The 24,778-nt window shown below is 49.9% G+C and carries 24 protein-coding genes; 16 read left to right on the top strand and 8 right to left on the bottom strand.

Annotated elements, in window-relative coordinates; all coding sequences use genetic code 11:
- Positions 1-4 precede the first annotated feature (4 nt).
- Together JIG40_RS13075 and JIG40_RS13070 are read right to left on the bottom strand one after the other, a co-directional pair.
- Positions 5-805 (bottom strand): MerR family transcriptional regulator, encoded by an 801-nt coding sequence (locus JIG40_RS13075; RefSeq protein ID WP_199465455.1) that lies wholly within the window; start codon positions 803-805, stop codon positions 5-7.
- Entirely contained in the window at positions 795-1,748 is a 954-nt protein-coding gene (locus tag JIG40_RS13070; RefSeq protein WP_020329638.1) for a DUF523 and DUF1722 domain-containing protein, read from the bottom strand. The genes JIG40_RS13075 and JIG40_RS13070 overlap by 11 nt, the downstream gene beginning before the upstream one ends.
- 316 nt (positions 1,749-2,064) lie before the next feature.
- On the opposite strand from JIG40_RS13070, the gene deoD reads away from it, so the two are divergent.
- The 6 genes from deoD (at position 2,065) to JIG40_RS13040 (ending at position 9,233) form a co-directional block, all read left to right on the top strand.
- Positions 2,065-2,775, top strand: coding sequence for a purine-nucleoside phosphorylase (gene deoD / locus JIG40_RS13065; RefSeq protein ID WP_020329637.1), 711 nt, complete (start codon positions 2,065-2,067; stop codon positions 2,773-2,775).
- Between the two features lie 67 nt (positions 2,776-2,842).
- Positions 2,843-4,312, top strand: coding sequence for a lactate dehydrogenase (locus JIG40_RS13060; RefSeq protein WP_158152429.1), 1,470 nt, complete (start codon positions 2,843-2,845; stop codon positions 4,310-4,312).
- 161 nt (positions 4,313-4,473) lie between these two features.
- A complete protein-coding gene (locus tag JIG40_RS13055) occupies positions 4,474-5,961 on the top strand; it encodes a hypothetical protein (protein ID WP_024375442.1) in 1,488 nt (495 codons plus the stop codon).
- Positions 5,942-7,522 (top strand): GGDEF domain-containing protein, encoded by a 1,581-nt coding sequence (locus JIG40_RS13050; protein ID WP_199465454.1) that lies wholly within the window; start codon positions 5,942-5,944, stop codon positions 7,520-7,522. Before JIG40_RS13055 ends, JIG40_RS13050 begins: the two co-directional genes overlap by 20 nt.
- Before the next feature lie 203 nt (positions 7,523-7,725).
- Positions 7,726-8,103 (top strand): DUF3302 domain-containing protein, encoded by a 378-nt coding sequence (locus tag JIG40_RS13045; RefSeq protein ID WP_020329633.1) that lies wholly within the window; start codon positions 7,726-7,728, stop codon positions 8,101-8,103.
- Positions 8,103-9,233, top strand: a complete 1,131-nt coding sequence (locus JIG40_RS13040) for an HlyD family secretion protein (RefSeq protein ID WP_199465453.1) — start codon at positions 8,103-8,105, stop codon at positions 9,231-9,233. The genes JIG40_RS13045 and JIG40_RS13040 overlap by 1 nt, the downstream gene beginning before the upstream one ends.
- Positions 9,234-9,290: 57 nt before the next feature.
- Here JIG40_RS13040 and JIG40_RS13035 read toward each other — a convergent pair whose 3' ends face one another.
- On the bottom strand, positions 9,291-10,466 hold the full coding sequence (locus tag JIG40_RS13035) for an MFS transporter (protein WP_020329631.1): 1,176 nt from the start codon (positions 10,464-10,466) through the stop codon (positions 9,291-9,293).
- Positions 10,467-10,609: 143 nt separating this feature from the next.
- Between JIG40_RS13035 and JIG40_RS13030 the strand changes: the two genes are divergently transcribed.
- The 3 genes from JIG40_RS13030 (at position 10,610) to JIG40_RS13020 (ending at position 12,402) form a co-directional block, all read left to right on the top strand.
- Entirely contained in the window at positions 10,610-11,572 is a 963-nt protein-coding gene (locus JIG40_RS13030) for an endonuclease/exonuclease/phosphatase family protein (RefSeq protein WP_199465452.1), read from the top strand.
- A gap of 83 nt (positions 11,573-11,655) precedes the next feature.
- Positions 11,656-12,147, top strand: a complete 492-nt coding sequence (locus JIG40_RS13025; protein ID WP_020329629.1) for a GNAT family N-acetyltransferase — start codon at positions 11,656-11,658, stop codon at positions 12,145-12,147.
- A 69-nt stretch (positions 12,148-12,216) separates the two neighbouring features.
- On the top strand, positions 12,217-12,402 hold the full coding sequence (locus JIG40_RS13020; protein WP_020329628.1) for a hypothetical protein: 186 nt from the start codon (positions 12,217-12,219) through the stop codon (positions 12,400-12,402).
- On the opposite strand, the gene JIG40_RS13015 is transcribed toward JIG40_RS13020, so the two are convergent.
- Complete coding sequence (locus JIG40_RS13015; RefSeq protein ID WP_154182861.1) at positions 12,390-12,674, bottom strand: GNAT family N-acetyltransferase; 285 nt, start codon at positions 12,672-12,674, stop codon at positions 12,390-12,392. The genes JIG40_RS13020 and JIG40_RS13015 overlap by 13 nt on opposite strands.
- 235 nt (positions 12,675-12,909) lie before the next feature.
- Here JIG40_RS13015 and JIG40_RS13010 point away from each other — a divergent pair, with 235 nt between their 5' ends.
- Positions 12,910-13,557 carry a flagellar brake protein gene (locus JIG40_RS13010; protein WP_020430156.1) on the top strand — a complete coding sequence of 216 codons (648 nt, stop codon included), beginning with the start codon at positions 12,910-12,912 and terminating at the stop codon, positions 13,555-13,557.
- A gap of 52 nt (positions 13,558-13,609) precedes the next feature.
- Here the strand turns inward: JIG40_RS13010 and gltS are convergent, their stop codons facing one another.
- Complete coding sequence (gltS, locus tag JIG40_RS13005; protein ID WP_020329625.1) at positions 13,610-14,836, bottom strand: sodium/glutamate symporter; 1,227 nt, start codon at positions 14,834-14,836, stop codon at positions 13,610-13,612.
- 584 nt (positions 14,837-15,420) lie between these two features.
- On the opposite strand from gltS, the gene JIG40_RS13000 reads away from it, so the two are divergent.
- The 6 genes from JIG40_RS13000 (at position 15,421) to sstT (ending at position 20,815) form a co-directional block, all read left to right on the top strand.
- Positions 15,421-16,341: a DUF368 domain-containing protein gene (locus JIG40_RS13000; protein ID WP_024375491.1), complete on the top strand. Its 921-nt coding sequence runs from the start codon at positions 15,421-15,423 to the stop codon at positions 16,339-16,341.
- 208 nt (positions 16,342-16,549) lie between these two features.
- A complete protein-coding gene (locus JIG40_RS12995; protein WP_158145918.1) occupies positions 16,550-16,978 on the top strand; it encodes a hypothetical protein in 429 nt (142 codons plus the stop codon).
- Complete coding sequence (locus JIG40_RS12990; RefSeq protein ID WP_199465451.1) at positions 16,975-17,571, top strand: SCO family protein; 597 nt, start codon at positions 16,975-16,977, stop codon at positions 17,569-17,571. The genes JIG40_RS12995 and JIG40_RS12990 overlap by 4 nt, the downstream gene beginning before the upstream one ends.
- Positions 17,572-17,575: 4 nt before the next feature.
- Positions 17,576-18,016, top strand: a complete 441-nt coding sequence (locus tag JIG40_RS12985; protein ID WP_024375488.1) for a copper chaperone PCu(A)C — start codon at positions 17,576-17,578, stop codon at positions 18,014-18,016.
- Positions 18,017-18,318: 302 nt separating this feature from the next.
- Complete coding sequence (gene rsgA / locus JIG40_RS12980; protein ID WP_199465450.1) at positions 18,319-19,362, top strand: ribosome small subunit-dependent GTPase A; 1,044 nt, start codon at positions 18,319-18,321, stop codon at positions 19,360-19,362.
- A gap of 235 nt (positions 19,363-19,597) precedes the next feature.
- Positions 19,598-20,815, top strand: a complete 1,218-nt coding sequence (gene sstT, locus JIG40_RS12975; RefSeq protein WP_020329619.1) for a serine/threonine transporter SstT — start codon at positions 19,598-19,600, stop codon at positions 20,813-20,815.
- Between the two features lie 59 nt (positions 20,816-20,874).
- Here sstT and JIG40_RS12970 read toward each other — a convergent pair whose 3' ends face one another.
- From JIG40_RS12970 to lamB, 3 genes are all read right to left on the bottom strand, one after another.
- The gene (locus JIG40_RS12970) at positions 20,875-22,044 is read right to left on the bottom strand and encodes a tetratricopeptide repeat protein (RefSeq protein ID WP_199465449.1); all 1,170 of its coding nucleotides are present in this window, start codon (positions 22,042-22,044) and stop codon (positions 20,875-20,877) included.
- A 192-nt stretch (positions 22,045-22,236) separates the two neighbouring features.
- Complete coding sequence (locus tag JIG40_RS12965; protein ID WP_020329617.1) at positions 22,237-23,079, bottom strand: MalM family protein; 843 nt, start codon at positions 23,077-23,079, stop codon at positions 22,237-22,239.
- 113 nt (positions 23,080-23,192) lie between these two features.
- A complete protein-coding gene (lamB, locus tag JIG40_RS12960) occupies positions 23,193-24,383 on the bottom strand; it encodes a maltoporin LamB (RefSeq protein ID WP_047461663.1) in 1,191 nt (396 codons plus the stop codon).
- Between the last annotated feature and the right edge of the window lie 395 nt (positions 24,384-24,778).

The following is a 24,778-nucleotide window of genomic DNA, read 5'->3' as shown; positions in this document are numbered from 1 at the left end:
GCTCCTAATCGTTGGCCAGCGTTTGCAGTACATCGGACAAAAATAGCTGGTCTCCAAACTGCGCTGCCAAACGTTGCTTGGCCTGCCATTGGTTTTCCGCTAAGCCGCGATGTGAGAACAGCGCCACCGCGTTGTAGGCTGCCAATGATTCATGTTCAGCCAGCCCCGTCATGTCTTCGACGCCGTCTAACAATGTAACGTTATAGCCCTGCTCAGCCCACGTGACAGCCCACAGCCAGGCCAGCAGGCTGCCAGATGGGTCAAAACTCACAACCAGACATTTGCCCTTGTGCGCCGCTTTATTTTCCGATTCAAGAATGGTCGAGAGTTTGCTTAGCATGATGCCGTTGAGCAGCCCTTTCTGCAGCGAACGCAGCGGTCCTTTGACTTTTTCTAATGCGTCAATCACTGGCAGTACAAACTGACGTTCAACGATGTCGAGCGGGTACTCCTTCATCACCGTGCCAATTACATTCTCGGCTTTGCCGCGGTTGAGTTGTGCCAGCGCACTGAGCAGTGCTTCGCACTCTTCCAATTCAGCGTGCAGTTCAGGTTCGTTGCCCACCTCAGCCGCATTGCCTTGCAGCAGTTGGCTCACTTTACCAATCGACACCCCTTTAAGCAGCCAGCTTTGGATCTGGCGAATGGTCTGAATGTCGTGGTCGGTATAAAGGCGATGCCCTTTGGCCGTGCGCTGCGGCTGAACCAAGTTGTAACGTCGCTGCCAGGCGCGCAGTGTAACCGGCTTCACTCCGGTGATTTCTGACACTTCGCGAATGGCATACAACTTCTCTTCACAAGCCATAACGTAATTTCAACTCCTGAGGATGAGGATCCAGATAGCGCTGCTTACTCAGATACGCATCGGGATACATGGATAAATAGTGTTTGATTAAGGTCAGCGGCGCCAGCAGTGGCAAGGTACCACGTCGGTAATCGTGAATCAGTTGTGCCAGTTCGGATTTTTGTTCCCGGCTCAGTGAACGCTTGAAATAACCTTGCAGATGCATCAGCACATTGGTGTGATTTCTGCGGCTGGCGCGATAAGTCAGCGCCTGCATCAGCCCCAAGCGATACTCGGTAATGAACTCTTCCACAGAGTAGCGACTGACATTGGCGACTAAACGCCCGAGCGATTGATAAGAAAGCGGATGATGCGCCATCAAGGATAATTTGTAGCGGGTATGAAACTCCACCACTTTGCGCGCCGTCGGTTCATCGCCCAGCGTACGGTAGAAGTCGTCGAGACAGAACACACGAGTAATGAAATTTTCGCGCAGCACAGGATCATGCAAGCGCCCATCTTCTTCAACGGGTAACCAAGGCATCGCCGTGCGCAGTTTTTGGGTGTATAAGCCGACTCCCTCTTTTTCCGCGCCATGCTCTTTGTACACTTTGACTTTTTCCATTCCGCATGTCGGTGACTTGGCGCAAACGATATAGCCGCGCAGGTTGAACTGCTGTAGCTGCGCGACTTTTGCCTCGGAAAACGCCAGCAGCGTATCAGTGTGATCGCGGCTTGCGTCTTTGGTTTCCACCAATGCAATGCGCTCTTCATTCGAAACAAGGCGAATCGTCGGACGAGGCACAGGTAGCCCCATCTCCACTTCCGGACACACAGAGACAAACTCAAAGTACGGTGCCAGCTCCTCTGTCACAAACTGACTCCGTTTGTGCCCGGCATCAAAGCGAACTTTCTCACCGACAATACAAGCGCTGACTCCGACACGAATGGCTGTTGATTCCATACTCGCCTCCAACTTATACAAATGAAAACTTTGTATAACATATAGCACGAGCCATTAATCTTGTACAAACTAATTTTTTGTACAAACAATTTTCAGCGGCCAACTAAACGTTTTCCCGAATCGATTGCCTTACCACTTTCAACACATTTAGTTATCAATAACCACAACCCAGCACGACTAGACTCATTTTGTGACAAACTTCTCAAGGATCCTTGGGGTAACTGGCTAGTATTGCCGCAACAGATGATTCATCAGTCAACAGAAACCGTAATTTATCTCGGTAACCCATTTGACTGACCTACTTTGGAGAGAAACGATGGCAACCCCACACATTAACGCACAACCTGGTGATTTCGCTGATACTGTGCTGATGCCAGGTGACCCGCTACGCGCTAAATTCATTGCTGAAACTTACCTGGAAGACGTAAAGCAGGTATGTGACGTTCGCAATATGTTTGGTTACACCGGCACATACAAAGGCAAAAAAGTGTCTGTGATGGGCCACGGTATGGGTATCCCATCTTGCAGCATCTACGTACACGAGCTGATTGCAGAATACGGCGTGAAAAACATCATCCGTATCGGTAGCTGTGGTGCTGTACGTGACGACGTTAAACTGATGGACGTTGTGATCGGCATGGGTGCTTCGACCGATTCCAAAGTAAACCGTATCCGTTTCAGCGGCCACGATTTCGCAGCGATTGCCGATTACGACCTGCTGGAAACCGCCGTTAACCAAGCTCGCGCGCACAACGTACCCGTAAAAGTGGGCAACGTGTTCTCCGCCGATCTGTTCTACACACCAGAACCTGAAATCTTCGAAAAAATGAAGAACCTGGGCATCCTGGGTGTGGATATGGAAGCCGCTGGCATCTACGGTGTTGCCGCAGATCTTGGCGCACGTGCACTGACCATTCTGACGGTTTCTGACCACATTCTGCGTGGCGAAAAACTGAGCTCAGAAGATCGTCAAAAATCATTCCACGATATGATGCAAGTGGCGCTGGAAACCGCCATCAATATCTAATTTGACGACTCAACATCCGCAGCCGGGTCACCGACCCGGTTGCCAGAATTACCCCGAGGGGGCGATCGTGTCTAACGACCAATTACCGGCGGATGCTGATGGTTTACAGCTCAACTTTTGTAAAACATTGGCGTGTGACAACTTTGGCTTGAGTGATGCAGAACGTTATGTTTTGCAGCGTGCGAACCCCAAGCGTCCAACGATGGTTTGTCGTGAATGTGGAGCTTTCCCCCCCTTACTTAACAACCGCGAAGTGTTAAACGAACTGCATCGTCTGCGTCAGTTACACAGCGAGGGATTGCCTGCGTGTCGGAATAACGACTGCGCGAACTTCGGCTTGTCGGTTCATACGCACAAACATCTCTACCATGCCTTTGGTTACAGTGGCGATCGTCAACGCTACCGCTGTAAGCAGTGCCAGTCGACTTTCGTTGATAAATGGTCCGGCGCCAATAAAAAGCTCAGTTTTCAAGAGACCTTGCTCGGTCTGCTCTTTATGGGCTACTCCGTGCGCGAGATCTGTCGCAAGCTCAGCATCAATCCGAAAACCTTCTATGATCACGTGGATCACATTGCCAGCCGCTGCCGACGTAAACTGGCGATGATTGATGCCCGCTGGGTGAACCATGCGGATTCATTCCAGTTTGCCTCCCGTTATATGCCCCTCCAGCCTCGCAGCAACAACGGCGTATTGTGGATTGCAACTGGCGATGCGCGCACTGGCTACATTCTTTGTCAGCACGTGAACTACTCTGCGCAGGAAGAACCAGCCGGGAGTGCCGATCACAATCCTTACGACTACCCTGCGCGATTTGTTTCGCGTGAGCACTCCGCCGAAGCCAATCTGCCCGTTCCACCGCTATCACCTGTACTGCGTAAGCGCATCGATCAGAAATACCAAACCATTCTGGCACGAGGTAATGTGGAAGACCCTATGGGCAACCTCACCTCGTTCCATTATCCGTCCAAAGGGGCGCTGATTCGTCCACCGTATACCTCCTACGCCCACTATCTGCATGTACTGGATATGTGTGAGAGCGAAAAACGGGTTTCGATTTTCATGCCTCAGGATCCGGTACTACGTTCTGCGGCGCTCAGCGTTTGTCTGCCGCGTATCCGCAACAACACCGTGGATCTGATGTACGTGGAAGAGGACAGCGGCTGGAATTCGGAGCTGAATTTCAACAAAATCGACATTGTGCTGATGGGATGGTGGCGCGACCGCTGGGCGATTGCCAGCCAGAATCAAGGCGACAAGGGGATCTGTTATCTCGCCGGAAGCAACGCCGATCCGCAGCAGTGGCTGCAATCGGCTTCCATTCGCCAGATAGAGTTTTACCAACAACGTTTCCAGTTGCTGTTTGAGTCGTTCATCAACGAACCACGACGCAAACTGCGTCCGGGTGGCCTACAACCGCTGCTGGATATTTTCCGCGCCTGGCACAACCTTTGTTATCAAGATAAACAAGGATTTACCGCCGCTCAGAATCTGGGCGTCACTCAGCACCCACTGACGCTGAAAGAACTTTTATCCTAAACGTTTTGGCGATTTGTCTAGCATTAAAATGTGAACTAAGGTCAATAAATGCTTAGACGAATTGTAAATAAACTCAATTTATTGCAGTAATGGATGCGAAAAATTAGCAGCTCAATATAATGAGTCTGTCGTTTGGACCGTAACGCCAAGGATTATGCAGTTTGGATAAAAGCCAGTACCTTCTCGAACTCGAAATCGACCAGCTCAGGCATCGCATAGAATCTGAACCGCAGCAAGTCCTGGCGGTGGCGGAACAATGTCTGAGCCGAGCAACGCAACTCGGGTTTTCAGACGGTATTCTGCAGTCTCTGATCATCATGTCGCGCTGCCTATGGTGCAATATGGATTATCGCCGCGGCCTCAAAACCATCAAACAAGCATTCACCTACCAAAACAGCCTCGACACTGACGACTACTTGCCCGAAATTCTCCACGTGCATGCACTGCATTTCTGGGGGCAAGCCAAATACTATACTGCTCAGCAATTCTGGATTAATGCCCTGGAACAGGCCGCCTTGGTCGATGAAAACGAAATTCTCATCGAGTGTCTGATTGGTCTGGGCAATGTGTGGCGCATTACTAATGAATACAAGCTTGCGGCATCAACCCACGAGCTCGCCGTTAAAGTCGCCAACAACACCCGCATTCACTGGCTGGAAGGCAAAGCGCGCATTCTGTGGGCTTGGGACCTGTACTTGCTGGAGCAATACGTCGACATGCTCACCGTGCTGGATGGTGCCGAAGAAGTGCTACGCGGCCATTCGGATCGCACGTGGCAAGCGGAAGTGTGGGATTTTCGTGGCTTGGCGCTGCTGGGTCTCGAACGCTTGGCAGATGCTGAAGACGCCACCCAGCGCGCCCACGAACTGGCGGTCAAACACGATCTAGTGTGGATGAAAGCGCACTCTTACATCAGCCGCGCGCGACTGGAGCTGCTGCGCAAAAATCTCGACAAAGCGAGTGAGCTGCTGCATGCAGCTGAAGTATCCGCAGAGAAGTTTGACAACGGTGAATTGCTGTCTCAAATCTGCTTTCAGCAATCCAGAGTGGCTGAAGAGAGCGGGGATTTTAAAAGTGCACTGGAAGCTTTTCGCAAATATCGCAAGTTTTCCATCACTATGCTGCGAGAGCAGACGATTCTGGTCGGTCGCGACAAAGCTCGCGCCTCGAAACGACAGATGGAGCAGCGGGCGCGCAAACTGATTAACCGGGTGCGCAGCCAACACGAGTACGATCCGGAAAAACATCTGTCCAACGTGGTGTCCGAAACCTATTGGTGGGAACAGATGATGGAGTTCAAAGCCGAATTGCAACACTCCAGCCATTCGGTGATTGTGATTCAACACCGCGACCCACATTTTCTCGATGTGTGCACAGAACTGGTTCACTCGTTGTGTGCGCACAACGATTTGCTCTCGCGGATCAGCAGCCAGCGTCTTGGCTTACTACTGGCTGAGAAGGATGAGGCAGCAGAGCAGGTTTACCAGACTTTGCTGAACATGATCGAAATTTATCCTTGGCAGCGCAAAGAGTTGAGCGGCGAGATGCCCAATGTCACGCTGCACAGCATTCTCAGTTTCCCGTTTACCCTCGAACAGCTCGAAGAGATGTCATTACAGGAAGAGTCGTATGGAAGTCCTACTCAATAAGATTCAAGATGCCGGGCTGGATGCGACTGCTGTCTCAGGGGATGAGGCGATCAATTTCTGGAATCATGTGCGCCAGCATATTGCGACCACGCCGGAAGAAAAGGCGCTCAGCCTGACGTTCAGCGCGGAATACCACGCCGAAATGAATCGCCTTCAAGAAAGTATCGACGAGCTCAGTGCGGCACTGAAGTTGTTGTCAGGTAGTCAGCATATTGAGCTTATCCTATCGCTGAAAAACAGTTTAAGTGATCGTCTGGTCGAGCACGGCGATTACAACGCCGCTCTCAACGAATATGTTTCTGCCTCCAATCTCGCGGTAGAACATGGTTTCATTGATGACTATGTACTGGCGATTTTAGGTATGGGCAACCTGTGTGATGCCTATGGCGACCATAACCGAGCGCTACGTTACTACCAAAAAATCGACAGCATCGACCACGCTATTTCCAGCCGCTCGCTACGTCTGCGCTACAAACTCTATATGTTGGCGTGCTACCTGTACTTGCGCCGTTTTACGGCCGCCAACGATCTGATCAAGGAGTGTGAAGAGCTGAGTATTCTGGTCAGCGACAAAACGCTGAGCGGTCAAATTCTGCTTTATCAGGCAAAACTGTATCGTGAGCAAGGCAAGTTGGCGCAGGCCATCTCGACGCTGAGTAATGTGCAGTACACCTTGGGCAACGTGCATTCGACTTGGCTGTCGAACATGATCCGGATTGAAAAAGTATATTGCCTTGTAGAGATGGAAAAGCCTCATTTCTCCACTTTCCTTCTGGAGTCAACAGAGAAGCGTCTGCCTAAGTTGGTTGCGCCGATTCTGGAAAAGCGCCTGTATGAAGCGTTCAGTCATGTATGCGAGCGTCAGGGCTTGTATCAAAAAGCGCTGACCTACGAGAAAAAGGGCTTTCAAATCGAATCCGATTTGATGAAACACATTCCGATTGGAGAGCTGGGCGCCACTCAGCTGCGTCGTCTGTCGCGCTTTGAATTACAGTTAAAACTGATCCTCTCAGAGCTGGAAAACCGCGAACTCAAAGAGACCACGGAAAATCAGAAAAACACCGTAGCACAGCTGCAACAGGACGTATTTACCGACCCGATGACCCGGCTGCACAACCGACGCTGGCTGGAAGTAAAACTCAAAGACCTGCTGCTTAACGAAGCTTCATTTGCATTTCTGGTTGTCGATATTGACCATTTTAAATCCATCAATGATGAGCTGAGCCATTTGGTGGGAGACAAAGCCATCGTCAATGTCTCGAATGAAATCGCGAACTACTTCGATTTCCAAGGCACCTCTTGCATCCGCTTTGGTGGTGAAGAGTTTCTGGTCATTCTGGAAAACGCAACACTGGAAGAAGCCACTAAACATGCGGAAGCGTTTCGCGAGCGCATCTACCAGTTTAACTGGCCGGAGATTCTCGGCGAGCGCGGCCTGACCGTCAGTATCGGCATTACTTTGCATCGTGACGGTGAGAATACGCAACGCACGTTTTACCGCGCAGACAAAGCACTTTACCGGGCCAAAGCAAATGGCCGGAACCAAGTCTGCACAGAATAGTCTCACCACTCTGGCGACACGAGGTTGCAGTGCCGCCACTTGCATTCCCACTCTTGGATGTGAAGCATGGCCCAAATTAGCGTCATTATTTACGTTATTTGGTCATTTTATTCAGATTAAATCACTAAAACTTGTTTAATATAAATAGGTGTTATCTCTCATGATTACGCCCACTTTTCTTACTTGGTTACAAGGACTCTTTCATGTTTTTAGATTATTTTGCCCTCGGGGTATTAATCTTCGTTGCCTTGGTTATTTTTTACGGCATTATCGTCATCCACGACATCCCTTATGAAATATCCAAAGAGCGCAACCATCCGCATCAGGATGCGATTCACGTTGCGGGCTGGGTCAGCCTTTTCACGCTTCATGTCCTGTGGCCATTTCTCTGGATTTGGGCAACGCTGTGGCGCCCGGATCGCGGCTGGGGTTTTGCCAAACTACAAGAAGAACAACACGATATTCATCACCGCGTCGATGAACTGATCGACGAAATCGCGGCACTCAAGGCCGAAGTAGCGGCTCTCAAACAGCCTAAAACCAGCGCGCAACCGTCGGAAAAGAATGAGGAGCACAACTAATGGATTTACTACTCATTCTGACCTACACCGCTATCTGTATCGCGATTTTCAAAATCTTTAAAATTCCGCTCAACAAATGGACGGTGCCGACCGCGGTGCTTGGCGGCGTGGTGCTGATCGGTACGCTGATCCTATTGATGAACTACAACCATCCGTTTACCTCAATTGGTGGGCAGGTGTATAACACCACACCTATCGTTTCGAGCGTGCGTGGTAAAGTTATCGAAGTCGATGTCGAACCGAACACACCGCTGCATAAAGGTGATATTCTGTTCAAACTCGACCCAGTGCCGTTTGAAGCCGCAGTCGTTCAGAAGCAAGCGGCGCTGGCGGAAGCGGAGCAAGATGTGCTGAGACTGGAGTCTGCATACAAGCAAGCGACGGCATCGACAGTAAAAGCCGAAGCTGAACGCGATAAAGCCAAACGCGAAGCCGCTCGTTACGAGAAAGGCTACAAGCGCGGCGCATTTACCGCGCAACAGGTCGATACCACTCGTCAGGCTTACAAATCCGCTCAGGCTGCACTGGAAGTCGCTCAGGCTTTGGAAAATGAAGCGAAACTGGCATTTGAATCTCAGATCGACGGTGAGAACACCACGGTTGCGCGTATCCGTGCAGAATTGACACAAGCTCAGTTTAATCTCGATGAGACCGTCGTTCGCGCGCCGACCGATGGCTACGTCACCCAACTGGCCCTGCGCCCGGGTATGATGGCGGTTCCGCTGCCTCTGGCTCCGGTGATGACCTTTGTGCATACCGAAGAGAAATACTACGTAGGTGCATTCCGCCAGAACTCTCTGCAACGCCTGCATCCGGGTTTTGAAGCAGAATTTCTGTTCCGCGCACTGCCCGGCAGAGTGTTTAAAGGTGAAGTGGTTGAAGTCATTCCCGCGATTGCAGAAGGCCAGATTCAGGCACGAGGTTCACTGCTTGGCACTCAGGCGCTGAATACTCAGGGCCGCGTGTTGGTGAAACTGCGCATCACTGATAACATGAGTGAGTTCAACCTGCCACTGGGTACCAATGCCGAAGTGGCGGTATACTCCGATACCTTTGAGCATGTATCCATCATGCGTAAAGTGTTGATTCGTATGAAGAGCTGGCAAAACTACCTCTATCTGGATCATTAATCCGGACTGACAAAAAAACCGCCGAACTTCGGCGGTTTTTTCTTATCCGTGAGAACGTCAGCTCCAGCGCAGCACACGCACTTCGTTACCCTCTTCCGGCTGACGCGGAATGTTCAGCGACAGCACAAAAGAAACACCCGCCATGCCGGCGCCAATAAAGAATACCGCTGCCGGCGATACCAGCCACAACAACCCGAAGCTGACCGGAATCACGACGGCGGCAATGTGGTTGATGGTAAAAGCCACACCGGCGGTAGATGCCATGTCAGCCGGATCGGCGATCTTCTGAAAATAGGTTTTCACCGCCAACGCCAGCGCAAAAAACAGATGATCAACCACATACAGCCCAGCGGCCCAGTGCGCATCGGTAACCAGACCATATCCGACGAACACCAGAATCAGTCCCGTGTACTCAAACAACAGCGCTTTCCGCTCCCCGACCACACCGATAAAACGACCGATACGTTTGGCAAACAGGAAGTTGAATACGTAGTTGATCAGGAATAACAACGTGATATCAGCAGCCGTATAGCCAAATTTTTCCACCATCAAAAAGCCCGCAAACACGGTGAAAATCTGACGGCGCGCGCCGCTCATGAAAGTCAGCGCGTAATAGAGCCAGTATCGCTTGCGCAGCACCAACTTTTTATTTTGCGGGGTTTCCGATTTAAACTCCGGAAACGCAAAAGCAATCACGACCACCAGCGCAAACGCCACACCACCAGTAATGCCATACACCCATTTAAAACTCAGTTGCAGTTGTTCCAACATCACCCACAGTGCGCCGTAGGTCAGCAGCGACGCCAATGCACCGACTGAAATCAACTTGCCGAGCATCTCCGGCGCTTCATCTTTCTTCAACCACTGCAGCGACAGCGACTGCTTCAGCGTCTCGAAATAGTGAAAGCCGGTCGACATCAACAATGTCGTCAGCAACAATCCGGTCAGTGTCGGGAACAGGCCAGTAATCGCCGTACCAATTGTCAGCATTCCCAGCGACAAGACCAAAAAACGTTGCTCACGAATGAACAGCAGCACAAACACCGCCGTAAAAGACAAAAAGCCGGGGATCTCCCGCACGCTTTGCAGCAGGCCGATATCGGCACCGTTAAAGTTGGCTTTCTCGATCACGAAATTGTTGAGCAGTGCCATCCAGCTGGAAAACGCAATGGGCACAATAATGGATATGATCAGCAGAAAGTTTTGTGGCGTACGCCAAGTCTTCGCTTCCATGAGAATTATTATCATCCTTATCAATCGGATTGCCAGTTTACCCAAACTTATCTCCGGTGTAACCTTTTGTAACACATCCTTCTTTTCCAGCGTGTCGTCGCAACGGCACCATAAGGTGATAACGCTGAATTCCGAGGTTTCGTATGCAGGTTCGTTTTGCCACCGCCAACTTATTGAACTATCTCGCTCCGCCTAATGCCTTCTATGAGTTCAACAACATCTATGAGGCTACACAGTGGCAGCAAAAACAGCGTTGGCTGAATCATAAACTGATTGAGCTGAATGCTGATGTGATTGGCTTCCAGGAGATTTTCAGTGCCGACGCCTTGCGTGAGCAGATGCATGATCTGGGCTATCCATACTTCGAAGTCATTGACACGCCGCAGGTCAGCGATGACTACATTTACTCGTCTCCGGTTGTTGGCATTGCCTCACGTTATCCACTCAGCGACGTTGTCGCGGTGGACGCCGTACAGCCGGACTTTCAGTTTCACCGCAAACCGCTTCGCGCAACGGTGCATCATCCGGCTCTGGGTCATATCGATGTGTATGTGGTGCATTTCAAATCTCAGCGCCCGATGCTCAATGAGCCGCAAAGTGACGACTTGATGAATGCCTGGCAGCAAGAATTGTACGGCCGTTGGCAGTCGACAATACAGCGCGGACAAGAAGCACACCTACTGCACAAAGCGATCGTACAGCGTAAGCAACAAAGCCGTCATCCGGTGGTGTTGATGGGGGATTTCAATCAGGTACTGAGCAGCATTGAATTTTCCGCTTTGCGTTCCACCCATCGTTTCCGCCAGCCAGATAGCTTCGCACCGCTTATGCCGTATCATCTTTTTGACAGCTGGGAACTGTTTAGCCACTCGCGTGACGAGCTACGTAAACCGACCCATTACACTGGCGCTTCCGGCCAGGTACTCGACTACATTTTGCTGTCGAGCGATTTCAGCCGTGAAGCCGATTATCCGGTCGCTTTAGTGTGTGACTTTCACGTGGAAGATCAGCATCTGATCAATCCGCACTTTGAGACCGATCGGTATGCCAGCGATCACGCACTGGTCGCCATCACCTTGCAGTGCGCCAAATCATCCGGCATTTGAAATTTATATGCATCCAAGTGCTTTTCATTTCTTGCGTAACTCGTTAGATTGGTTAAAAAACAACAGATAAAAAGAAGGAAAGCATGGAAATTCATATTCGGCCAACAGAAGTCAGTGATGCACGCGCACTATGCGATATTTATTCTCAACCGAAAGCACAGCGAGAAACGCTGCAATTACCCCATCCATCAGTAGCCATGTGGCAGAAACGACTGGAAACCATCCCCGCTGGCGTATTCAGTTTTGTGGCTGAGGTGGATGGCCGCGTCGTGGGTAATATCGGTATGCAGGTTTCGCAACGTGAACGCACCGCCCACTGCGCCAGTTTTGGTATTGGCGTGCATGACGAATTTCACGGTCACGGCATTGGCAGTCAACTGATTGAAACCGTGCTCAATCTGGCCGACAACTGGCTTAACATCAAACGCATTCAAATCGAAGTGAACAGTGATAACGCAGCGGCTATCGCATGTTACAAGAAGTTCGGGTTTGAAATTGAAGGCGAAGCAAAATGCTCGGTATTTCGTGAAGGCGAGTTTATCAGCACCTATTACATGGCGCGCATCAAAGCCTGATTGAGGCAACGACACTTCCCGGGGTTTGTCACTATACTTACAGCAGTGAACGTAAGGAGTGGCAAACCCATGGACTTTGTCGAAATGATGCGTTTACGCGGTCAGGCCGCTGAGAATATTTATTTTGCCCAGCGTGACCGCGAGTTGATCGATGAGCTGCACGCTCACCCGGAAAAGCTGCAAAAATCCGCCCCAGATCCGAGTGATAGTGCAACCGATGAGCACAGCGATTCAAACAGCAATCAAGCGCGGTGACGCAGATGCTGCCATTGAGCATTGCGGGTCAGATAGTGATCCACATAGCTGCATACTGGCACAATCGTCTGGCCTTGCTGCTCAATAAGCGGTAACACTGCCTCCATCATCACCTTTCCGTACCCTTTGCCTTGCAGGCTATCCGGCACGCGTGTTGAGGTAATATACAGCACGTCGTCTTCTTGCTGATACTTCACCACCGCGTACTCCTCACCTTCTAAATGCACTTTAAAACAGTGGTTTTGTGCATCATGTGTCACTTTATGTTCCATCTAAGCTCCAAATTTGATAATTAACTCAAATAAATTGTGGCAGAACTGAATTGAATCTCCCGGTATCAAATCATAAAATCGTTAAATCTGCAGGAAAAATAAAAATAAAGCAGTACGTTATACGGAGAGATCAATGCGTTCACAGTCAGTAGCTACCCAACCGGAGACCGGAAGTTCCAAATCGAACTCACGGCATAAAACCGTTTCCACGCTTAATAGCACCGATGCTCTGGCTATGGTCGAACACGGCAGTGAGCTGACGTTGAGCATCACAACGCCAGTCGGTACCAAATTCATCTGTAAGACCCCTTTTATTGGTACCCATTCCGACACTTACCTGCTGATAGAAATTCCTGAAATTTCCAGTGATGATCTCGCCTACTTCTTTCAGGAAGGCTTCTGGATTAACGTTCGTGCGATTTCACCGCGTGGTGAAGGCGCGATGCTGCATTTTCGCAGCCAGTTGCTGCATATCCTGCACGAGCCAGTCGCGCTGGCGATGCTCTCGATTCCCAACACCATGCAAGTCACTCAGCTGCGCAAAGAACCGCGTTATGAAGTGAACCTGTCGGGCAAGGTGCATCAAAGTGAACGTAAATCAGAATGTGAAGTGCGGGATCTGTCGAAAAGCGGCTGCCGTTTTATCACCGCGCCACTGGGCCGCTCCTACCAAGTCGGGGATCTGGTTTCGATTGAAATCTTTGCCGACAAGCGTGGATCCAAAGTGTTTGCCCCGTTGGTCGGACGTATCTGTAACTTACAGCGCTCCATGCACTACGCACGGTACGGACTTGAGTTCAATGAGCAAGGCCGTACTAACGCCAAGAATCTGCTGAGCCAGCTCAAGTTCAATGGCACCAAACTGACGCTTAATATTGAATAGGGTTTATCGCCCTTAGCATTAAAAAAGGCTCTGCATTGCAGAGCCTTTTTCTTTATCCCAGAAAAGAGATGTAGCCTTGCAGGATAATCAGATTCACGATGTCGATAAAGAATGCGCCGACAATCGGAACAACCATAAAGGCTTGAGGTGAAGGTCCGTACCTGTTGACCAGCGAGCCCATATTCATGACTGCCGTAGGCGTGGCACCGAGGCCAAATCCACAGTGACCGCCCGAGATCACGGCCGCATCATAGTTGGCGCCCATCACCTTAAATGTCACGAAGTAAGCAAATATCCCCAGCACCGCCGATTGAACGGCCAATATCACCAGGAAAGGGATGGCCAAGTCGAAAATGTTCCACAGTTTAAGGCTCATCAAAGCCATGGCCAGAAACAGTGACAACGACACGGTACCAAGAATATCGACCGTTTCAGTATCCAGTTTATGAGCTTTGGTCACTTGCAGCACGTTGGTAATAAACACACCGATGAACAGTGCGTAAACAAAGTCCGGAATCATCAACCAACGGATATTCAATGCTTCGACCCAACGTTCCAGATACTGCGCGCCTGTCACACAAATCAGCAGGACGAACAACACTTCAATCACCTTTTTAGAGGTCACTTTGTCTTCTTCGTACTCGTTGTAGGTCACCAGCTCCGGGAAACGGCTGTGCGCTTGCGTACCTCGGCCATATTCAGATTCAAAGTTGTGCTTATCGATCAGTTTTTTCGCCACCGGGCTACCAATCAAACCACCCACGATCAAACCAAACGTCGCCGAAGCCATCGCGATTTCCAGCGAATTGCTTAAGCCATAGGTTTCGCTGAAGGTCTGCGACCAGGCAGCTCCCGTGCCGTGACCACCGGATAACGTAATTGAACCCGCAATCAGCCCCATCAGGGGATCCAGCCCTAACGCCGTTGCGAGCGTCACGCCTACGCCATTCTGAATGATGATAAAGAAGGAAGCGACAGCAAGAAACAGGAAGACTTTGGCGCCACCTTTGACCAGTTGAGTGTAGTTTGCCGCCAAGCCCACAGTACTGAAAAACATCAGCATAAAGGTGTTTTGTAAAGGCAGAGAGAATTCCAGATCAATCCCATTGAAATGCAAAATCGTGATCAGAATAGCGACCAGCAGACCGCCCACAATGGGTTCAGGAATGTTGAATTTTGTCAGGACTGGCAACTTGGCATTGATGAAATGCCCGATAAACAGCACGCTGATGGCAATCAGGAAAGATTCCAGCGCACCCACGGAGATAATGTGATTCATATAACCTCTTATATTCACACTCATCTTCCTTAATGAGTTACGAGCGACCCCGCCGAGCAGCGGCGCTCAAATAAACGACCATACCGGTGTCGTTATAGAAAACCTCTTAGTTGTGACAAAACGTCACGTCTCTGTATCAATGTTTAAGTGAGAACTGGTTCACTGAGCCGTATTCGTCAGTGAACTGAGGATGTGGAGTGGTGCTATCATACCTAACCAGAAAAAAAAGAGCCAATCGCAAAACCGCGATTGGCTTATGTATGATGTGAACAAAAATCTATTCACTAACAACGTCAGTTGGCTAGGTGACCCTCGGCTTTAAGAAGGGTCGAAATGAATTATGCATTAAGCGTGCCATCTTTAAAAGTCCTTTTTTTGGGCTGAATAACACAGTTCCTGAGAAAACCCTGACTTATTTTTTGCAAATTGATAATTGCAATTTGCAAAAAATGATCATACTGCATAATCATGTAATTGCTTATAAAGGTGCGAATGAAACTTTTACGGATCCACATTTATCGATCGGATTTGGCTGGATTTTTTGGTTATACTGCACACTTCAGTTGGTTCGAATAAGGTTCTCAATGAATTACTTTAGTACGTTTTTGAAAGGCATGGCGATGGGCGCGGCGGATGTCGTCCCTGGTGTATCTGGCGGTACCATTGCTTTTATCACCGGCGTCTACGATACCCTGCTCGAAAGTATCCGTCGGGTAAACCCTAGCTTATTACGTTTGTGGAAACGAGAAGGGTTTGCCGCAGCGTTTCGTCATATTAACGGCTGGTTTCTTATCGCTTTGTTCGGCGGCATTTTCACCAGCATTCTGACGCTGGCAAAACTGATTTCCTGGTTGCTCGTGACCCACCCGATTCCTATCTGGTCGTTCTTCTTTGGCCTGATACTGGTCTCGGTTTATCACGTACTCAAACAGATAGAGCAGAAAAGCTTATCGCGCTGGGCGCTGCTTCTGGTCGGAGTGGCCTTTGCCTATTCCATCACTGTCTTGAAACCACTCGAAATGGAGTTCACCAGCCTCAATGTGCTGATCGCGGGCGGTATTGCCATCTGCGCCATGATTCTGCCTGGCATTTCGGGCAGTTTCATTCTGCTGCTGATCGGTATGTACACACCCGTTCTGGGCGCGGTGAAATCGCTTCAGGTCGACATTCTCAGCTTGTTCCTGCTTGGCTGTGTGATTGGTTTGCTGAGTTTCTCGCACGTATTGTCCTGGTTGCTCAAGCACTACCGCGATATTACGCTTTCCTTCCTGACCGGACTGATGCTGGGTACCCTGCCGAAGATCTGGCCATGGAAAGAGACCGTCAGTTGGCGTACCAACTCACATGGAGAACAGGTTCCGCTGCTGCAACACAACCTCAGCCCGCTTGATTTCGAGGCTATCACCTCACAACCGGCACAACTTGGTATCGCCATCGTACTGATGCTGTGTGCAATACTGCTGGTATTGGGGTTAGAAAAATTCGCTCAGACACACGACGTGTAACGCGCTAAAACGCAAACAAAAGGTGGCTTTGGCCGCCTTTTTTGTTTGCTTGACTGCCAGCACAGTTTTCTCCTTCCTTTCCAGTCAGTTAAAGTGACCTATGCTACCATTCCCCTTTCTCCGTTGCCGGCCTGCAGCCCCTGCTCATCTCATGAAATGTCGCAGTGCTACCTTATTTCACGCAACGGATAGGCTATCAGGAAGGAATATGCGCAGAGTCGTTCGATTTGTTGTTGTGGTTATCGCTTTACTGGCGGGGTTCTTCGCCAATGATATTGTCCACTATTTTCAGAACCCAGCGCCAGCCAGAGCCCTGAAGAGTTACTGCCACCTGTCCAGCCAAGCGTGTGAGCAGGATGGTGTCAGTATGACGCTGGCACAAGATACGGCTCATCCATTGGTTGCCACTCCACTTGATGTTGAATGGCCAGACAGCAAAGCCGAGACACTGCTGCTGACGCTGGAAGGATTAGAGATGGACATGGGACAGGCGAAGTTTGTTCTGAAACGCTCAGCCAACGGGCATTACGCCGCAGATTTGATGTTGCCGGTTTGCACCACCGACAGCATGACGTGGGTCGGAACATTGACGGATGGGAATAAAACAGTTTATCCCGCAATAAGGATGCAAAGATGAGTAAGAATTGGTCGTTGATTTTGGTGGTGGCGTTTGCCTTGGGATTTGGAGCGAAAACGTATTGGGATTCACAAAACCAACTCTCTGCCTCACAGGCCCCACAGACGGTCACTCTGTTCGGATCCGACAATAAAGCGGTGAATATTTTCGATCCCAAAGACAATCGCATTCGCATTATCTATTTTGGTTTTACCCGCTGCCCGGATGTCTGCCCGACCTCACTCGCCATGCTGGCAGGGGCGTTAAATGAACTGGATGAAAAAACGCTGAGCCACCTGCGCCCGATGTTTGTTTCATTGGATCCTGAGCGCGACAACGCAGAGGCATCAGCCACATACGCCCACTATTTTCATCCGATGATTGAAGGTATGTCCGCACCGCTGGACGTAACAACTGCGCTGGCCCACCGCTACGGGGTGATTTTCAGAAAAACGGAATTACCGAATTCAGAACTGAAATACACCTTGGACCATAGCTCCTATTTCTATTTTCTTAAGCCAGACGGTACCTTGATCACCAAAGTACCGCATACCCAAAACCCCGCACCGATCGTGGATGCGATTAAAAAAACAATAAATTCATCAGAAGGATAGTGAAATGAAATTGAAGGCTCTGTGGTTAGCAGGATTGATGCTCAGTCCATTCAGTTATGCCCAAACGGACATCATGGCCCATCATCCGTATGCTCGCGCAACGCCACCCAATGCCCCGACCAGCGCGGTGTTTGCTGAACTGGTGAACAACAGCGACCACGATCGCTTTATCGTGGCAGCTTCCACTCCAGCGGCAGGCAAAGTTGAACTGCACGACGTTATCAAAGAGGGTGACGTGATGAAGATGCGTCAGGTCGAGGCGTTCACTATTCCGGCCAACGGCACTCTGGAGCTGAAACCTGGCAGTTTCCACATCATGCTGTTTGATCTCAAAATGCCTTTTCAGGAAGGCAAACAGATCGATGTTCAACTGACGTTTAAAGATGGCGAGCAAGTCTCGTTTACAGCGCCAGTGAAAAAGGTCATGAAAGGCATGCAACACTGATCACCCAGTTTGTACATATCGAGTGGCGAATGTGACTCGTTCCGGCAAAAAGAGGTGGGCAAATCCACCTCTTCTGCTATTATGAAACCGCATTAACAAAAAAACTAATCTCAGGAGGATTTTATGATTGTACTTACTCACCACCGCGCAAATTCAGTGAAGAAAGCATAACCCAAAATTTCACCTTTCCTTCCCTAGAATTGCCCGGTGTTCTCAACCGGGGGTCACATCACACAATTTAGACCCTAGCCATATTTTAATGCGTTCAAGACAGCGTGATTACGCATGTCTGGGGTAAACCAATGAGTTTAACAGATACACACTCTCTCTCACTGCCACAGTTAGGGTGGCGACCTGTATTTCAACAACAGCTTAGCTTAGAAGACATGGAGCACAAAGCTCTGGCCCGAGTTGCTGCGCACCATCGCAGTGGCTACGTCTGTTGGAGCGAACAGGGAGAATTTCATCTCGACATTCACGCCAAATTACCCGCGATGACTGTCGGAGACTGGATTGTTATCGATCACAGCCAGCAGTTTGTGCGCCTATTGGATAGACAATCTCTGTTCAGCCGCAAAGCAGCAGGCAATCGCGCCTATGAGCAGTTGATTGCGGCAAACGTCGATACTGTCTTCATCGTTTCGTCTCTCAATCAGGACTTCAATCTCAGCCGCATCGAACGTTATCTGGCGCTGGCGCGAGAAGCTCAGGTCGAACCTGTCATCGTGTTGTCCAAAGCCGATCTGTGCGATGATGCGGAAGACAAACGCCGTCAGGTGCAAGATCTCAGCCCCTTATTGAGTGTTGAAACCATCAACGCGCTCAATAATGAAAGCTGTCAGGTGCTGCACTCCTGGTGCAAAATAGGCCGCACTATCGCGGTGATGGGCTCGTCCGGCGTCGGGAAATCGACGTTGGTCAACACACTGATGGGTGAGCAGGTTCAAGAGACCGGAGGCATTCGCGAGCAAGACAGTAAGGGACGTCATACTACGACGGCTCGCTTCCTGTTGCCGATGCCAAGCGGCGCTTTATTGCTCGACACACCGGGAATGCGTGAACTGCAAATCGCCGATTGTGAACACGGTGTTGCACAAACGTTTGCTGATGTGGAGTCGCTGGCGCAGCAATGTCGCTTCAGTGATTGTCGCCATCAATCGGAGCCAGGTTGCGCGGTGAATCGCGCCGTAGAAAGCGGGGAGCTGGATGCGAGACGATTGAAGAACTACCAAAAATTACTTTCAGAACAGCTATATAACAGTGAAACCATCGCCGAACGCCACGCCAGACATCGGCGCTTCAGCAAAATGGTACGTAATGCACAGAACGTCATCAAACAACCATAAAGCCTGATGACCACACAACAGAGGGTGAAATTTCACCCTCTGCTTTCAACTAAATATCTACAAATACTTAACAAACAACCTAAAATGTGTTGCATTTCAACATAATTGGTAATTTTTTGTTCTAACTATCAATTAATCCTAGACACATTATCCCGTGACGTTAATATTGGCTACCTTCAGTGGTATCCACTGAAATAACTACAAATCAAACCATATATTCATCGCAGGGATAACTATGCAAAGCAACAACATTTTTGCCCGTTTTGCTCGTGGTAACCTCGTGCTGCAAATTCTGGCAGGTATCATTTTTGGTGTCGTGCTGGCCGTTGCCGCTCCGGATACTGCGCAAAGTGCAGGGCTACTCGGAAGCCTTTTCGTCGGTGCTCTGAAAGCCGTAGCACCCATTCTGGTCTTTATTCTGGTTGCCGCATCTATCGCCAACCAAAAGAAAAACCAACACACCTACATGCGTCCTATCGTCGTGCTATACCTTTTCGGCACTTTTACCGCCGCACTGACAGCAGTGGTTCTGAGCTTCATGTTCCCAACCACATTGACACTGGTTGCTGGCGCGGAAGGTGCAACGCCTCCTCAAGGCATTACGGAAGTTCTGCAAACACTGCTGTTCAAATTGGTGGATAACCCAGTCAACGCACTGATGTCAGCCAACTACATCGGCATTCTGGCTTGGGCTGTCGGCCTGGGTCTGGCACTGCACCATGCATCGGCAACCACCAAAGCGGTTTTCGAAGATCTGAGCCACGGCGTGTCGCAAATCGTGCGCTTCATCATCCGTCTGGCCCCATTTGGTATCTTCGGTCTGGTGGCGTCTACCTTTGCAACGACTGGTTTTGGCGCGCTGGCTGGCTATGCACAGCTGCTGGCAGTACTGCTGGGCGCAATGGCGATCATCGCACTGGTGGTAAACCCGCTGATTGTGTACGTAAAAACCCGCACTAACCCATACCCGCTGGTATTCCAATGTCTGCGTGAAAGTGGTGTCACCGCGTTCTTTACCCGTTCAAGTGCAGCCAACATTCCTGTGAACATGGCACTGTGTGAAAAGCTGAAACTGGATGAAGATACTTACTCAGTATCGATTCCACTAGGCGCAACCATCAACATGGCTGGTGCAGCAATTACCATCACAGTACTGACTCTGGCTGCGGTACACACCATGGGTATTGAAGTTGACCTGATGACGGCGCTGCTACTGAGTGTGGTGGCTGCGGTCTCGGCTTGTGGCGCATCAGGCGTTGCAGGTGGGTCACTGCTGCTGATCCCACTGGCTTGTGGCCTGTTCGGTATCTCAAACGATGTGGCGATGCAGGTTGTTGCGGTAGGCTTTATCATTGGCGTGATTCAGGACTCAGCAGAAACTGCGCTGAACAGCTCAACAGACGTAGTGTTCACGGCAGCCGTTTGCCAGTCAGAACACAAACCTTCTGCATAATCTGTTACTCAGATAGTAAAAAGCCCCGACCAGTCGGGGCTTTTTTATGGTCGCGATTCTCAGAATTTATCCATCGACGTCTGAGAGAAGTTCAGCGCTGAAGGCTTCTCTTCTGCGGGAGTCTCCACTGCGGAGGCTTCATCAAACAGCGAACCATCTAGTTCATCAAGCAGCGTGTCACTTACATTGTCCGCAATGCCCTCATCATCCATCGCTTCGCCTTTCTTCGGCACCGGAATCCCGCGTTTATACAGTTTGTTCAGAGCACGAATGATAGAATGTTTGCTAACCGTACCTGAGCTGATTTTCTTCTGCAGTGGTTTGGACAGCGATTGCAGGCCAACCACCGAATCCACACCAATACGGCCACCCACCTGATCGCGCAGCGACTTCGCCAGCTCATAACCAAAAAAGGCGGACAGAAACAGCCAGATATAAGCGATGGCATTGCCGTTTGCGCCGCGATCAATCCAGGCTTGACCAGCATGATACATGGCTTCGGCGTGCCCTTTTTCACTGGCACGCTCTAACCAATAGACCCCTTTCTGAAAGTCTGCTGCAATGCCGATACCTTTGATGTAATTGATACCGAGTTTCATCATCCCTTCCAGGCTGTTGAGCTTGGCTGCTTTGGAATACCAGTAGGTGGAATCACCCGGCGCAGGGGCAATGTTGTCTTTTGACACACACCAGTCGCCCATAAACAGAATCGCATCAATGTACTGATCTTCAGCCGCATCCTGAATCATGGCAATGCCTTTTGACACATCCACTTCGACGCCACGGCCATGCACCAGCGCTCGGCCGGTTTCATATTTAGCGCCCAGATCACCTTCCTGACCACGAATGTAGTTTTGCCAGAACTTGGCTTTTTCTTTGAGGATGTAGTCATCACGGATGCGCTGGCAAATGCGGACAATACCGTACATACCGGTGATGTTTTCGTTGTGTGCGGCCTTTTCATACCAGAACAGCGCTTCGCGCAAGTTGGAGCGTTCCGCTTCTTTCGCCAGATACAACATGGTAGGAACATGACCAGATTCGGCCTTATACAGACGTTCTTTGCGCTCCTCGTCACGCTGACGTTCCAGCGCTTTACGATAGGCTTCCTCACGGGCTTTCTTTTCCGCTTCCAGACGCTTTTTGCGAATAGACAGCGAAATCATCCACACAAATATCAATATCAGTGACAGGCCCGTCGCGCCAATCGCAATCCCAATGGTATTCATCTAATAATGTTCTTAACTCAGTCTTTGGTACTGTATCGGCGCGAGAAGCAAAAACTTAATTCCAGCGTGGCGTTACAGTGTGTTCCGATAAAAACAATAGTACCGCACTCCAGACGAAGTGCGGTACTAGCAAAGTAAATAGCAATGAGAATTGTGGTCAGTCGCGCGTTTCAGGCCGCGCACTCATCGAGTTTATTGCGCCGATTTGCGGTTCACCGCTTTGACAAACACTTCTTGCGCACCTTCAATACCCAGTGCTTTCGCTTCATCCAGCAGGCTCAGCGCTTTAGGGATATCGTTCGCTTCCACCGCCTTTTCGATGGTCGAGAAGTAGTACGCCTGAGTATCAGGCTGCACCACGATCTGCGCCTTCGCCTGATCGCTGGAAGTTGCGTTGGCTGGCGATTCTACGCGGGTGAAACCGAGCAGACCCGGGCCCGCAACATCCAGTTCCAGCGTTCCTGTCAGACTGTGTGGGACCGCAATGTCTTTCAGCTCTGGCATGTAGTTGCCACGCGCTTCGGCGTCAATACGTCCCGGATGCGCCACGTAAGTCACGTCTTTGAGATCCGACTCCTTGGTGTAGACGACCACATACAGATTCTGATACCCCTGAGGCGGGTAGAAATCCAGATCCGCAACCAGACGGTTGCCCAAGTTCAGGCGCGGCTTGCGGTATTCAAACACTGAGTCGTCGTAGCTTTCCACGACTTTGCCTTGTTGGTCGGTGATCATCACATGTGGGAAAAACACCGAATCTTTAATTTCACTGGTGATCGTCAGCGACATCTGGCCGCGGTTAGCCGGGATTTCGAATACCGCAACCGGGCTCGAAATCTGTTCATTGCGCAGATACTGAGTCGACGGAGTGATCGAAATTTTGGTGGTACTAGGGAATTTAACTTTGGTCGCTTGAAGCTGGGAGATTACACTGAATGCTTGCGCAGAGGTTGATTGTGGTTGTTCAACCACCGTTGCTGACTGGCAGCCTGTCAGCGCGATACATCCGCCCAAAAGTAATGCTCGAAGATACATACTCTTCTCCTGTTTTTATTTTTTTAAAGGCTCTCATAAACCCTTAAAAAAATAGCCGACCTAAGTCGGCTATTTGAATATGGACTTAAATTTTTCTAGGACTTAGTGGCAGATTACCACCAAGCTTCGACTTGAACACCTACAACAAAGTCTGAATCGCCTTTGTCGCCGAACGTGGTGCCTTCGTCATCAGTGATGTATGAACCGTATACGCGCAGTTCAGGACGAGACCAGAAGCTGTCACCCATTGCCCATGCCTGAGCTACAGTAAACTTGCTACCGCCAGTCTTAGTTGTGGTTCCAGAGATCTTCTCTTCACCGTAAGAGTAGCCAGCTTCACCGATAGTACGCATGGTGTCATTCCATTTGTACATTGGACGAACTACAGCAGTAAAGATGTCAGATGTGCCTTCGCCGTTAGAGATGTCTTCACCGTGGTGGAATGAAACCTGGTGACCCATTTCCCATTTCTCGCCAAATTTAACCACACCCCAGTTGATTAGGCGGTAACCCACTGCATCGTTGTACTCAGAAGTACCACGAGAATACCATGCACCAGAACCGAAGTTCGCTACTTGGTTACCGTAACCCGCTGTACCAACCTGGAATACAGTTTGGTTGAAGCCGTTGCTCAGACCCTGGTGCAGAATCGCACTGGTCATCACGCCGTCATCTGCGGCTTCATTCTGAGAATCTTTTTCTGTTGCGAAGTTGTACGCAACAGCCAGTTCCAGAGAAGCGTTATTCCACAGTGGGATGTTCGCCAGACGCGCATCAAAGATGTAGCCCGCTGAAGCATCCGTTTCGCCATCTTGCATCAGCGCCACAGACAGCTTTTGGTTGCCCAGAGAAACGTTTTCGATACCACCACCAGTACCAGAAGTGTTCAGGAAGTAAAAGTCAGTGATGTGGATATCTTTACGTTGGTAGTAGCGTTTACCCGCCCACATTACCGCGTCTGGGTCTGAAGCGAACAGGCCTTTAGCTTGAACGTTGAACTGAGCGACGTTTACTGCGTTGTCAGATTCCCAACCAGATTTACCGTCGTCACCTTTCGCCAGCATGGAATCTACTTTCCAGGTTTGCTCGCCAGTTTTCAGCTCTTGAGAAAAACCGAACTCGTAGTAGTTGTCGTTTTCGTTACCTAGACGACCGATTCGGTTTACCATGAATTTGTAGTCACCTTCACCATTGCCACTGATACCAGTACCAGCGCGGAAGTAACCGTTGAAGTCCACTGCGAATGCAGAGCCCGCTGCAAGAGTAGCAGCAACTGCGGCAGCAATTACACTTACTTTTTTCATTGTTAACTCCATTTAGGGTCTTTTCTTATTTAAATTTTTACTTCTAATCTCTCAGCTCACCTTTGCTGGTCCCTCTAAAGGCAGAAAAGAGGTCACATCGAAAAAGAGAGGCAAGATGGGACGAATCCCCAGTCGTTTCAACTGATGAAAAGATTACTAAAGGCGCATAGGGGTGGCTTCCTCCGCCCCCGATATATTTAGGGGGGATGAGAAAGGCGTAGATTTTTTACCGCATGGTGTTTTTATAGCATTGATCACGTAATCTGGGGGGAGGAGCTTGCTCACTTTCGGAGACATGGAATACAAAATGCATTATTGATCACTATTTCAACGAAATAACGTCATAAAAATGAAAGAAAATTACATGGAAAATTTTGTGACAGGGCTCTTGACCT

Origin of the sequence: Vibrio sp. bablab_jr001, assembly GCF_016464285.1 — a bacterium.
Lineage (GTDB): Bacteria > Pseudomonadota > Gammaproteobacteria > Enterobacterales > Vibrionaceae > Vibrio > Vibrio fluvialis.
This window is presented reverse-complemented; position numbering and strand designations above follow the sequence as displayed.